The sequence below is a fragment of the Archangium sp. genome (assembly GCF_036277355.1).
Taxonomy (GTDB): domain Bacteria; phylum Myxococcota; class Myxococcia; order Myxococcales; family Myxococcaceae; genus Archangium.
Window position 1 is genome coordinate 1 of sequence record NZ_DASUNC010000048.1, and the last position, 12,336, is coordinate 12,336.

The 12,336-nt window shown below is 70.8% G+C and carries 9 protein-coding genes; 2 read left to right on the top strand and 7 right to left on the bottom strand.

Features of this window, described 5'->3' with window-relative positions:
- From VFZ09_RS12700 to VFZ09_RS12710, 3 genes are all read right to left on the bottom strand, one after another.
- Window positions 1-657, bottom strand: a 657-nt coding sequence (locus VFZ09_RS12700; RefSeq protein WP_329727803.1) for an Imm52 family immunity protein, incomplete at its 3' end; no start/stop codon positions are given.
- Between the two features lie 12 nt (window positions 658-669).
- Window positions 670-2,271, bottom strand: a complete 1,602-nt coding sequence (locus VFZ09_RS12705) for a Tox-REase-5 domain-containing protein (protein WP_329727804.1) — start codon at window positions 2,269-2,271, stop codon at window positions 670-672.
- A gap of 147 nt (window positions 2,272-2,418) precedes the next feature.
- Window positions 2,419-3,438: a transglutaminase domain-containing protein gene (locus tag VFZ09_RS12710; RefSeq protein ID WP_329727805.1), complete on the bottom strand. Its 1,020-nt coding sequence runs from the start codon at window positions 3,436-3,438 to the stop codon at window positions 2,419-2,421.
- 67 nt (window positions 3,439-3,505) lie between these two features.
- On the opposite strand from VFZ09_RS12710, the gene VFZ09_RS12715 reads away from it, so the two are divergent.
- Entirely contained in the window at window positions 3,506-6,661 is a 3,156-nt protein-coding gene (locus tag VFZ09_RS12715; RefSeq protein ID WP_329727806.1) for an ABC transporter substrate-binding protein, read from the top strand.
- A 23-nt stretch (window positions 6,662-6,684) separates the two neighbouring features.
- Here VFZ09_RS12715 and VFZ09_RS12720 read toward each other — a convergent pair whose 3' ends face one another.
- From VFZ09_RS12720 to VFZ09_RS12735, 4 genes are all read right to left on the bottom strand, one after another.
- Window positions 6,685-7,947, bottom strand: a complete 1,263-nt coding sequence (locus tag VFZ09_RS12720) for a phospholipase D-like domain-containing protein (protein WP_329727807.1) — start codon at window positions 7,945-7,947, stop codon at window positions 6,685-6,687.
- A 102-nt stretch (window positions 7,948-8,049) separates the two neighbouring features.
- Window positions 8,050-9,609: an FHA domain-containing protein gene (locus VFZ09_RS12725; protein WP_329727808.1), complete on the bottom strand. Its 1,560-nt coding sequence runs from the start codon at window positions 9,607-9,609 to the stop codon at window positions 8,050-8,052.
- Between the two features lie 7 nt (window positions 9,610-9,616).
- Window positions 9,617-10,540, bottom strand: a complete 924-nt coding sequence (locus VFZ09_RS12730) for a WYL domain-containing protein (RefSeq protein WP_329727809.1) — start codon at window positions 10,538-10,540, stop codon at window positions 9,617-9,619.
- Window positions 10,537-11,556 (bottom strand): helix-turn-helix transcriptional regulator, encoded by a 1,020-nt coding sequence (locus VFZ09_RS12735; protein ID WP_329727810.1) that lies wholly within the window; start codon window positions 11,554-11,556, stop codon window positions 10,537-10,539. The genes VFZ09_RS12730 and VFZ09_RS12735 overlap by 4 nt, the downstream gene beginning before the upstream one ends.
- Before the next feature lie 309 nt (window positions 11,557-11,865).
- On the opposite strand from VFZ09_RS12735, the gene VFZ09_RS12740 reads away from it, so the two are divergent.
- The gene (locus VFZ09_RS12740; protein ID WP_329727811.1) at window positions 11,866-12,336 is read left to right on the top strand and encodes a hypothetical protein; all 471 of its coding nucleotides are present in this window, start codon (window positions 11,866-11,868) and stop codon (window positions 12,334-12,336) included.

Below are 12,336 nucleotides of genomic sequence, written 5' to 3' on the forward strand. Positions count from 1 at the left end.
GTGCTCGGGGTTGCTGGCCGTCATGGGCTCGGGGGAGAGCACGAGGAGCCAGCCCAGCTTTCCCACCGGCTCGATGCGCACGGGCGCGGGCAGCGGCGGCAGCTTCCCCAGGCGGCGCGACAGGTACGTCAGCCAGCCCACCCGGACCTCTCTCTTCCTCTTCTTGATGAGGCGAACCATCTCGGTCGAACTGGCCATGGCGTAGTCGGGATCCCACGCCGTGACCGCACTGGTGAGCACCTCGGCCAGCACGGGCGAGCGGACCAATCGCTCCCAGACCGTGCTCTTGCAGAGTGGGGCGAACAGGCACGAATTGCCCCCCCACGGGGAGTATTCGCCACAATTCAGGTGGACGTGGATGGCATCCTTCTTGGCATTCCACACCATCTGATGGAAGCCCAGTTCCTCGATGACTTCCTTGCCGACGTCGGTGCGGTTCCCGCCCTTGAGGAAGAATGCCTCCAACTCCTTCATCTCCGGGCGCACGGGCCAGCCCGGCAGCTCGCGGGGAAAGCCCCGGCCCGCCCGGTACCATTGAGCGAACGCCGGGTCACACCGCGCCAACATGTGGAAGAAGAGCTCCGCGCGACGGGCGCACTCCAGCGCCGTCTCCTTGCGCGGTCCCCAGTACGCCCCGGCATAGAAGTCCTCCTGCATGCGCGCTCCTCCCTACTGCGCTGGCCGTGTATGGCGGACGGTGATGTTGGCCAATTTGTCATCTCTCTCGAAGAGCTTGCGAAGGAACTCCGCGACCTTGGCATCGGCAACGTGCCAGGTCACCGGCATCCCCACCTGCTGGGCCATCTGCGATTGTCTCCTGGCCTGATCCATCATCTGCTTGAACTTGCCGGAATTCATGTACCAGGTCTTGGGCGAGCCATCCGCCTCGAAGAAGGAGCAGTAGCCGGGGCCCTTGGCCTCCAGCAATTCCCCCAGCTTGATGCCATCGAACTCCAGGTTGCCCACCAGGTACACCCACCACGCGGGCCGCCCCGTCACCTGCTCCTGGTAGTCCTGGGAGCGCTTGGACTCGTTGGTGGGCTTCTTGTACGTCCACCTGCCGGGGCTCCGCGCCGGAGCCTTCTGGGACGCCTTCCCCGACTTGCCGCTCGCGCCGCCAGTGTTGCCGCCCCGGCCCTTCCCCGCCATGTGGAGGATGGAGAAGGCACTCAGGTCCACGCCCACCGTGCCCGCCGCGCCCGCCACCACGGCTTCGCCCAACACCAGCTCTCCCCTGGCCGTGAGCGACAGTCCTGGCAGGTCCGCTCCCAGTCCGCCCATGCGGCCCACCGTGGCCCGTGCGCCTCCGAGCAGCAGGAGCAGGTGCGTGGACAGGCGCGCTGCCTCGCGTATCTGGTCCTCCCTCGACATGGCGCCGTAACGCGCGAAGTACTCGGGCGAGGTGGCCATCAGGTACGCCACCGTCGTGGGCAACTGGCCCAGGTCCTCCAGCGTGCGGATGGGGTTGAGGACGGAGTGCGCCAGCGCCAGCGTCATCTCTCCCAAGGCGTCCTGGGCCCCATCCAACGCGGCGTTGAGTGGATCCCTCCCCAGGCCCAGCTCCGCCAGGGGCTCGCTGTCCTCGCGCCGCAGCGCCTCGGTCACCGGGTAGTAGAGTCCCCCGTGTGAGAAGTAGAAACCGCCCACCACGAGGCGGCCCACCGTCCACTCGCCCTCCACCAGTTGCAGAGGGCCCCGGCGTTGAAGGGGCGTGCCATCGAGCGCGGCCACCAGGTAGCCGTCCGGACGCACCATCACCAGCCGCTCGAAGCGCTCGGCGCGCCACTTCAAGTCGGCGTACTCCACGCGCTCGCCCCCCTCGAGCACCTCGCGCAGCAGCCAGCTCAGCGCCAGGCGCGGGGCGAAGCTCCGCTGTGTCACGGGCGTCTTCGCCAACCGGCCCAGGAGTTGGCGCGCCTGCTCCAGGTAGAGCGCCGCGCCCGCCGGGTGCCGCGCCTCTTCCCCGAGGCCGCTGGCCTCCTGCACCACCTGGAAGAAGTCCTTCGTCTGGAAGAACTCCTCCGTCTGCTCGGGGAATCCCCCCGCGGAGCCCTCCGGCGCTCCAGGCGCGGCAGTGGCAGCGAGTTGCCGGGGTTCGGAATCGCTACGCAGCGCGGTGGGCCGCGAGTGGAGCCCGAAGCCGCTCGTCAGGCTCGCGCGCGGAGGGGCCGTGGCGCACCCGCCGACCAGGACGAGTACAGCCACATGCAGGAGCACCGTGGCGCTCCAGCGGCCCGGCCCACCGCTCGCCCAGTGGTAGACGTCTATCATTGATATACTCCAATGTACGCACACATGAAACCTGACTGGTAGACGTCTACCAGTGAAGTCCCCAGAGACGACCTTTCACACCTCGGCTGGGCCCGGCTCAACACAGGCCGGCGCACCGCGGAGCCGATGCAGCTGGAGGATCCAGCCTCAGCGCGACAGGGGCTGACGCACCACGCGGTGCTCGCCGCGCAGCAGCGCCAACCACCGCTCCCCGGCCTCCACCGAGGGCCCTCCCGGCTCGGTCACGGCGAGCGGCAGGTGCGTCTCCCGGGTGACGGGGTCCAACGAGGTGGGATCCAGATCCAACGTGCCGCCTCCCGCGAGCCCCACGCGCACCCAGGCATGAGGCCGGCCCGGGCCTCCGTCCACGACGAGCAGCCCGTGCACCAGCGCCACCTTCCGTCCCCGCGCCGCCGCCCGGGCCGCGAAACGCAGCGCATGGGCCAGACACCCGCCCGCCTCGCCCTCGCCCCGCTCGCTCCAGTCCGCGGCCCCCGGGCCCTTCTCCGGAAACGCCGCGTGCACCGCCTCCGCGAGCGCCCGCGCCTCCGCCGCTCGCCAGTCCGTCAGCCAACCCGGCCGCACCACGAGGGGCCAGGACGGTGAGAAGGCGAGCGGGCCCGACGTCCCCTCCACGGGCACGCCGTCCGCGAAGAGCTCCGGTGGCGCCCTCAGCCGCACACCCGGTGCCACCGCGGTGAAGCGCGACTCGCCCACCTCCAACGCCGCCATCCGCCCGCGCTCGTCGTAGCGCGCGGTGAAGGGCTGGCCGAACATCGTCCCCTCCACCCTGTCTCCCCGCACGGCCGTGACGCAGTGCGGCCCCTCGCGGCCCGACAGCTCCTCCCGCCCCGTCACGCAGCCGGGGGCACGGGGGCCGCGCCACAGCCACAGCGCCTGCGGGATGCTCGCACGCCCCACCACCGTCTCCCCCGGCCCCACCTCCAGGGAGACCTCCTTCACCCGCTCGCCCACGTGCTCGCCCCGGGTGTGCAGGTGACGCGAGGTATAGGTGAAGCGCTTCACCTCCGGTGCCAGGGAGAGGGTGACGGTGCCCACCGGCACCCCCTTCCAGGCGAAGACGAAACGCGCGGTCTCCCGGGGAGGGAGCGGCGGAGCGCCCCCCGCTGGCAGGGCGAGCAGGAGAGCGGAGACGAGCGAGAGCACGCCCCCAGTCTGCGCCGATTTGAGGACCCCGGCGAGAATGCACGATACGGTGGGACTCCGTTCACCCATGGTCGCCAAAAAGTATCTCCTCACTTTCATGGTCGTCGGGGGGCTCACGCTCGCCATCGGCCAGGGCACCCTCCTCAAGCTCGTCACCGGCCAGCCCGCGGACTGGAGGGGCTGGGCGGTGCTGCTGCTGGGCACCCCGCCGCTGCTGCTCCTGGCGAGCTACTTCTTCTGGTACAAGTGGGCCGGAGAGCGCGCCGCGCAGCGCACCCGGCTGCTCACCCGGTTGGCCGAGGGAGACCTCACCAACAACGCCTACAGCGGCGTGGAGGATCAGCGCGAGGTGCGCCGGCTGCTCTTCTCGCTGCGCCGCGCGCTCAGCCAGGTGCAGCGGGTGACGAGCAACGTGCGCCGCACCTGCCAGGGCGTGTCCGAGGAGGTGCGGGTGCTGCTGGAGGCCGCGCGCCGCCAGGGCGGAGCCGTGGAGCGCTCGCAGGAGTCGGTGAACAGCATGGGCCAGAGCCTCCACGCCGCGGGCAAGCGCGTGGCCCAGCTGGAGACCTTCGCCCAGGAGACGAACAGCTCGCTGGTGGAGATGACCGAGCGGCTCGGGCAGGTGGCCGAGGCGCTGCTCTCGCTGGACGAGTTCTCCCACCGCACCACGCAGCAGGTGCAGGCCATGAGCGAGCGGCTGCACCACATCGCCTCGTCGGGTGACGAGCTGGCGCGCTTCGCCAGCGAGGCGGAGGCCTTCGTCCAGGTGGTGCACACGGGCATCGACGCGGTGCGCCACCGCGCCTCGGAGACCAACCAGATGGCGCACGCGGTGACGGCCACCGCCGAGCGGGGCGAGCTGCTCGTCAACGACTGCGTGCAGGGCATGTACCGGGTGGAGGAGACGGTCCGCAAGGCCGCCGAGCTGGTGGACTCGCTCGGCGTCCGCTCCACGCAGATCGGCCGCATCGTGGACGTCATCCAGGAGATCGCGGACCAGACGAACCTGCTGGCGCTCAACGCGGCCATCATCGCCGCGCAGGCCGGTGAGCAGGGCCGCCCCTTCGGCGTGGTGGCCGATGAGATCCGCGGACTGGCCGAGCGCACCGCGCGCTCCACGCGGGAGATCGCCACCATGGTGGGTGGCATCCGGCGGGAGGTGGACACGACGGTGTCCCTGGTGAAGGAAGGGCGCGAGCAGGCCAGCACGGGCGTGCAGCTGGGAGACCGGGCGGCCGAGGCGCTGAGGGAGATCCGCACCATCACCCAGCGCACCTTCTCGGCGGTGGAGGCGACGCTGGCCGAGACGAAGCGGCTGGAGGCGCAGGGCTCCACGGTGGTGGAGGCCAGCCACCGGGTGGCGCGGCGCGTGGACGACGTGACGCGGGCGGCCATGGAGCAGTCGGGGCACGGGCGCGAGCTGGTGCACCAGACGCAGCAGATGGCGAAGCTGGCGCAGGAGGCCTCGCAGAAGGCGGAGGGCCAGGCGCGCACGGGCCGGGACTTGTCCAGCGCGGTGGTGCGGTTGAGCACGGCCATCGAGGAGATCCGCGCGGCGCACAACGTGCTGATGCGCGGGGACGCGGCCATCGGCGAGGAGGTGGCGCGGGTGCGCGAGGACGCGCTGCAGGTCATCCGCATCGGCGACGGACTGAGCCGCACGGTGGAGCAGCTGGCGCACGAGGCGGCCAGCCTGGATGGCGAGGTGTTCCGCTTCCGCCTCCCGGAGCCGAAGGCGGGCGGCACGCTGCACGTGGGCGTCCACCAGACGTCCCTGCTCAACGCGGTGGGGCGGTTGGATCCCCTCTTCAGCGTGGAGATCCAACTCGCGGAGCTGTGCGCCTGCGTCTTCTCCAACCTGCTGCGGCTGGAGGACGGCGTGCTGGTGCCGGAGCTGGCCGAGCGCTGGGAGACGGACCCCTCGGCGCGCCGCTACCGCTTCCACCTGCGCCAGGACGTCACCTTCCATGACGGGACGCCCCTGACGGCCCGCATCGTGAAGCGCCACCTCGAGCGGCTCCTGGACCCGGCGGAGAAGTCGCCGGACCTCGGGCTGCTGGGAGACGTGGAGGGCGCCCGCGCGTTCGCGGAGGGCCACATCCGCGAGGTGGCGGGCCTCGAGGTGCTGAACGACCAGACGCTGGAGATCCGGCTGGAGGAGCCCAAGGCCTTCTTCCTCCAGCTGCTGGCGCAGTCCTCCACGGGCGTGGCGAAGCTGGACTCCCACGGACAGGTGGTGGGAACGGGTCCCTTCCGGCAGGTGGAGATCGGACAGGAGCGCATCGTGCTCGAGCGCAACCCCACCTACTGGCGCGAGGGGCTGCCGCTGCTGGACCGGCTGGAGTTCCACCTTCTGGACTCGCGCGAGGACTGCATCACCGCGCTGCGCCAGGAGAAGGTGGAGTTCGTCTCCTACCTGCACGCCACGCACGTGAGGGAGCCCGAGCAGGAGGGGCTCCAGGTGGCCACGGGTGTCACGCCGTCCACGTCCCTGCTGGGCTTCGGCCTGCACGAGCCGCCGTTCAACGACGCGCGGGTGCGCAAGGCGCTCCGGGCGGGGCTGGACGTACAGGCCCTGGTGGACCACTTCTACAAGGGGGCCCGGCTGGCGAACACGCTGACCCCCCCGGAGCTGCTGGGCGAAGGAGTCGTGCTGCCCGAGCCGCACCAGAACCTCGATCTGGCCGAGCGGCTGCTGCACGAGGCCGGGGTGCGGCGGTTGCGCGTGACGCTGTACCAGACGGCGGGGCGGGACACGTCGGCCGAGGACAAGCTCCTCTTCCGGCCGATGGTGGAGGCGGGGCTGGTGGAGCTCGAGCACGTGGACCTGGAGGCGGAGGCGTTCTCGGCCCGGCGGCGCGAGGGGCGGCTGCCCGTCTTCCGGTTGCACTGGATCTCCGACTTCCCGGACCCGGACAACTTCCTCTACTTCCTGCTCAACTCGCGGGCGCAGAAGCTGTACGTGCTGAACTACCGCAACGAGGAGCTGGACAAGCTCACGGCGGAGGCGCGCATCACCATCGACCCCGAGCGGCGCAAGCAGCTCTACCGGCGCGCGGAGAAGCTCACCCACGAGGACTGTGCCGTCATTCCCCTCTTCCACCCGCGCGTGCACGCGGCGGCGAGCGGCCGGGTGCAGGGACTGCGGCTGCACCAGACGCCGCCCCAGGTGCGCTACGAGGAGCTGTGGCTGGACAAGTCGGGGGAGGCGGACCCGGAATGAACCTCCCGGCCCGCGGGGCCGGCTCAGAGCACCTTGCGGAAGGCGTACAGGAACCGCTCGAAGAGCTTCTGCCAGAGGGGGCGGCGGCGGAACTCGGCCAGGTCCACCTCGCGGCAGCTCCGGCAGTCGCCGCGGAAGGACTCCTCCAGGCTGCGCCCCAGCCGCGGGTCCGCGAAGACGGCGTTCACCTCGTGGTTGAAGAGCAGCGAGCGCCGCTCGAGGTTGAACGAGCCGATGGTGCCCCACACCCCGTCCACCACGGCCGTCTTCGCGTGGAGCACGCAACGCTCCCACTCGAAGATGCGGACGCCCGCGGTGAGCAGCTTCTCGTAGAAGGCGCGCGTGGCGTGCACCAGCCAGGGATGGTCGCTCTTCGCGTTGAGCAGCAGGCTCACCTCCACCCCGCGCTGGGCCGCCTCGCGCAGCACGGCCACCAGCTTCCGGTCCGGAATGAAGTAGGCCGCCGCCACCAGCACGCTGCGCCGCGCGCGGGAGATGGCATGCAGGTAGGCGCGGTGGATGCCGCGGCGGCTGGAGAGCACCGCCAGGCTCACGTCTCCGCGCCGGCGCAACCTGGCCGCGCGCCTCTGCCTCCGCGTCTCCCGCCAGGAGCGGAACCTGTCCTGGAAGGCCATGCGCCAGGTGGCCACGAAGCGGCGCTCCAGCTCGTACACCGCCGGCCCTTCCACGCGCAGCACGTCGTCGCGCCACGCACCGCCCTCCCCCTCGGGCGCCCAGTGCGCGGAGATGTTCACCCCGCCGATGAAGGCCACCTCGCCGTCCACCGCGAGAATCTTCCGGTGATCCCTCCGCAACAGGTGGCGCAGGCCACGGCCAAAACTGCTGATGGGCTTGAAGGGGCGGATGTCCACGCCGCGCGCGCGCAGGGCCTCGAAGAAACCGCGCCGGCTCGTCCAGGAGCCCAGCGCGTCGTAGAGCACCTTCACGTGCACGCCCCGCTCGGCCGCCTCCGCCAGCGCCTCGCCGAACAGCTCCCCCACCGCGTCGGAGATGAACATGTACGTCTCGAGGTGGACGTAGCGGCGCGCGCTCCGGATGGCCGTCAGCATCGCCGGGTAGGCCTCCACCCCGTCGCGCAGCAGCTGGCAGCCATTGCCCCGGAGCACCGCGTGCGAGCGCGGCAGGTAGTACCGGGCGAGCAGCGCGGAGGAGACGTGGGGACTCCACACCGGCTCATGGGCGGGCAGGCAGCCAGCCTCCTGCCTGGGTGCTTCCTCCGCCGGGTCCTCTGACACCGAGCCGATGCCCACCTCCTGCTCACGCATGGTGGGCCAAGGGTGGGAATGACCCCGCCGTCCGGCAACCGGTCCGCCCGGGGCCCGGGGCAATCCCCCGAGCGCCCCGGACGTCACCCGCCGGACATGCGGCTACAGCCCCAGGTTCGCGCGGCGGACCTCCGCCATGCGGGCGCAGCGCTGGTCGTACTCACCCGGGAAGTACTCGCGCGTGTGGTCCAACGTGGCCGAGGCCGCCTGCCAGTTGTTCTGGTTGACGTACCCCTCCACCTCCAGCATCAGCTTGGCGCAGACACGGTCCAGCTCCGTCTGCGTGTCCTTCACGCGCTCGCGCGCCTCGTAATAGAGGTCCGGCTTGGGCTCGGGGTGGGCCTCCAGCAGCAGCCACGCCTCGCGGAAGGACTTCCACGCCTCGTAGCGGTTGCGCGCACCCACCTCCTTGTTCTCCATGTTCTTGGCGCCGCGCTTGTACGCCTTGCGCGCCTCCTCGACGAGCTGCTCGGGCGGCATCTCCGGCAACAGCACCTTCTCCAGCCAGATGTTCCAGATGCGCCACTCGTCCTCGCCGGGCGGGTTCTTCGTGTTGTCGAAGGTGATGCGGTTGACCTCGCCCTTCTTCAGCTGCGCCGAGGAGATCATCATCTCCAGCACGCGATCCTGGCTGGCCAGCGTGTCCGGAGGCACCTTGCCCAGGTCCACGCCGTTGATCGTCACCACCACCTCGCCCTCGGAGATGCCCTGCGCCTGGAAGTGCACGATGGCCAGGGCCCGGGTGGCGGCGGTGTACTCCCACTCGAAGATCTTCTGGTCCTTGTTCTCCCACATGACGCCATCGCCGTAACCGAAGGAGTCATCGATGGGCGCGGCGCCGATGACGGTGGGCTCGGGGCCGCGCGCCACCTTGGACTCGCCGCCGAGCACCAGCCAGTACACCAGGCCCACCAGGCCCAGCGCCGTCACCACCCCCAGGGCGATGATGCCGTTGCGCACGAGGAGACTCGCGTCCGCCCAGAAGAGCCGGGCCTGCGCCACCAGGCCCGGAGACTCACGCCGGATGCGGGCACGCTCGGCGGCGGACAGCCCGCCTCCCCCCTGACCCGCCGGAGCGGAACGGGCCACCGCGTTGGCCGTCGTGGGACGACGGGGCGGGGCCGCGGGAGCCGACGCCGGAGCACGCGCCAGGGCGCCGGGCCCGGCGGCCGGAGCATTGGGACGGGTGGAGGTGCGCAGGGCCTGGATGGGGCGGGTGGTGTTGAGCCGCGCCTCCTCCAGCTCCTCCTCGTTGGCGCCCTCGGGCGCCAGGGCGGCGCCCCGGTTGCGCTGGCGCGCCACGTTGTCCACGGACACGATGCGCGTGCTGTCGGCGCTCACCCCGCCCGCGTCCGTGACGATGTCCGCCGCCACCGGCCGGAAGACGAAGACCACCGGCCCGAGCGACAGCTGATCGCCCTCCGCCAGCGGCTGCTTCTCCTTCACCAGCTTGCCATTGAGCTGCGTGCCGTTGGAGCTGCCCAGGTCCTCGACGAAGTACTGGCCCCCTTCGACGAAGATGCGGCAGTGGCGGCGGGAGATGCCCGCGTCGTACAGGACGACGTCACACTCGGTGACGCGGCCGATGAGGACGGAGTCCTGCTCGAACTCGAACTCCTTCCCGGCCTCCTTGCCCTCGGCGATCGTCAGCTGAAAGCTCATGAAAACCTCAGACTCCTAGCACGGCCTTCGCCGCACGGGCCACGGCCGCACGGGCCGTAGCGGGCTCGAGCACCTCGGCCTCGCCGCCGAACGATAGCACCCACTGGGTCAACCAGCGCTCGTTGTCACCCGCCACCCGGACCTCGACGCCTCCATCCGCGAGCAGGCGAGCGTCCTCGCCGAAGCGCTCCCGGACGTACGGGGCCACCAGCTTGGAGAAGCGCACCCGGACGGCCGCGTTGGTCCGCGCCGGGTTGGGCACCTCGGCCCGGGCTCCCTCGCGCGGCTGGAAAGTTGCGTCGGTGACGGCCAGGTTCTGCATCCGGTCCACCCGGAAGAGCCGATCGTCCTGGCGGTTGAGGTCCCACGCCTGGAGGTACCACTGGCCCCGGTGGCTGAGCAGCTCGTGCGGCCGCACCCGGCGCGACTCGAGCCCGCCCCGGCCCGGGGTGGCGTAGTCGAAGGACACCTCGCGCCGCTCGTGGATGGCCATGGTCAGCGGCCCCAGCGCCTGCGGAGCCTCCAGCGCGGCGTCGATCTTCCGGTACATCTCCCGGAAGCGCTCGCCCGCGCCCGGAGGCAGCACGCCCTCCAGCTTCTCCACCGCGCTGCGCAGCGCATCGCCCGCCGCCGGACGCAGCAGCTCCGCCGAGGCGGCCAGCGCCGAGGCCTCGCCCACCGTCAGCCGCGGCGGCGCGGACAGGCGCTGGTCGAGGTCCACGTAGACGCGGTCGTTCTCGACGTAGATGTCGATGTAGTCGTCCGGGTTGAAGGGAGGCCGGCCCACGCAGGTGAGCAGATCCAGGTCCTCCAGCAGGTGCTCCCGGCTGACGTTGAGGGCGCGCGCCAGCTCCTCCACGGAGATGCCGGGGCGCGAGGAGACGAAGGGAACGAGGAACAGCAGACGGCGAAGACGCTCGTGCACGCTCATGCCGCCACCTCCTCACGGGGCGAGTGCTTCTCGAGAATCCGCGAGGCCATGTCCTTCACCCGCTGCCGGGCATCCTCGGGCGCCTCCACGCGGCACTCCGCCCCCAGCTGCAGGCAGAAGCGCAGCAGTCCATCCAGGAACGTCACCGGCAGCTCCACCCGCACGCCCTCGCCGTCCTCGGCCGGGGCCACGGTGGCACCCGGGAAGAGCGAGGGGCCACGGGTCAGCAGCTCGCCGGTGAGGCGCAGGCGCGCGTTCACGCTCTCGTGGAAGCGGTGCTGCCAGGGGTAGCTGGCCACGTGGTTGTCGAAGGCGAAGCCCTCGGGCACCTCGAAGTCCGGGGTGCGCGGCCGGGCGGTGTTCGCCTTGAGCGAGCGGATGCGGTGCACGTGGAAGGTGCGCACGCCCTGGCGCAGGTGGCAGTAGCCCACCAGCGTCCAGATGCCCCGGCGCAGCACCAGTCCATACGGGTCCACCTTGCGGTCCGTGAGGTCCGGCCGCTTGGGCGAGGCGTAGGACATCTGCACCCACTTGTGCGAGGCGCACGCCTCCCAGAGCGACTCCAGGTGCGCGGCGAGCTGCGGCCCGTCCTGCTCCGAGCCCAGCTCCATGCGCACGCGCGGGGTGGGCAGCGCGTTGCCCGCGAAGAAGCCGATCTTCCGCAGCGCGTGCGACAGGTCGTCGCGGCCGGGGAAGGCCCCGGACGTCAGCGCGGCGCTGCCCGCGGCGTAGAGGACGGCCAGCTCCTCCTTGGTGAGGTCCACCTCGGGCAGGTAGTAGGCGTCGCGGTCGACGATGTAGCCGTCCTTCCGCTCGTCATCTCCCTGGGTGTAGGTGAGGGGGAAGCCCAGCTCGAGCAGCTCCGCCTTGTCGCGCTCGAACTTGCGTTCGGCGGCGTCATCGGAGATGCCCATGTAGTCGGCGGGGAAGTGCTCACGCAGCTCCGCCCAGGAGATCGGTTCCCGAGCATCCAGGAACAGCGCGACGAGATCGAGGAGGCGTTCGGTACGGTCCATCGGAAGGTTTTCGACAATGCGCAAAAGCGTCAGGCCGGGTCAAGGCAGGGAGCCGTGACAACGGACGAACGTCCGCTCACGCTCCGTGTGATCGTGGATCTACCCGGAGGAACAGGACCTGAACAGCTTTTTGCTGAACGCACGTCCAGGTGTGCTCATGAACGAGCGGAACCGACCCGTGGGTGGGCGAGCAGGCGTTCGCGGCAACCGGGCTCGCGAACGGCGGGCAACTGGGATATTCCTTGGAATCGACGGCGTTATGCCTGATCGGGGCGGGCTCGTCTGGCCGCACGCACTGCGAGGACCCACATGACGCGCTCCACCCTCATCAAGAAGGCATGGCTCGGGCTGGCGCTGGTGGGACTGGCCTGCATCGCGGCGGTGCCCACGCAGGCGCAGGCCGAGCCGCTGTACTTCGCCCTGGAGGTCCGGCGCGAGGGACGGCTGGTGGCCCAGCCCAAGCTGCTCGGAGAGACGGGCCGCACGGTGCGCGCCGAGCGCCGCAAGCCGGGCGCGAGCCAGCCGGACTACCGCCTGGTGCTCACCCCCACGGCCGAGGGGGAGACGTTCCACCTGGAGCTGGACTTGATGCTGCCGGAGCTCAAGGGGCACTCGGAGCTGGCGCTGCTGCACGGGCAGGAGCGCCGGGTGCAGCTGGGCCGCTACCCGGGCGACCTGGAGGTCTCGCTGCTGCTCATGAAGGTGGACTCGCCCGAGTTCCGCGCGCTGATGGACCTGAGCGAGGACGCCGCCGTGGGTGGCTCCGGCCGTCCCATCTAG

Bases quoted from the DNA above. Each gene is read 5' to 3' on its own strand.
- VFZ09_RS12735 (WP_329727810.1), bottom strand. From the start codon at position 11,556: ATGGACCGTACCGAACGCCTCCTCGATCTCGTCGCGCTGTTCCTGGAT.
- VFZ09_RS12740 (WP_329727811.1), top strand. From the start codon at position 11,866: ATGACGCGCTCCACCCTCATCAAGAAGGCATGGCTCGGGCTGGCGCTG.
- VFZ09_RS12730 (WP_329727809.1), bottom strand. From the start codon at position 10,540: ATGAGCGTGCACGAGCGTCTTCGCCGTCTGCTGTTCCTCGTTCCCTTC.
- VFZ09_RS12715 (WP_329727806.1), top strand. From the start codon at position 3,506: ATGGTCGCCAAAAAGTATCTCCTCACTTTCATGGTCGTCGGGGGGCTC.
- VFZ09_RS12705 (WP_329727804.1), bottom strand. From the start codon at position 2,271: ATGATAGACGTCTACCACTGGGCGAGCGGTGGGCCGGGCCGCTGGAGC.
- VFZ09_RS12725 (WP_329727808.1), bottom strand. From the start codon at position 9,609: ATGAGCTTTCAGCTGACGATCGCCGAGGGCAAGGAGGCCGGGAAGGAG.
- VFZ09_RS12720 (WP_329727807.1), bottom strand. From the start codon at position 7,947: ATGCGTGAGCAGGAGGTGGGCATCGGCTCGGTGTCAGAGGACCCGGCG.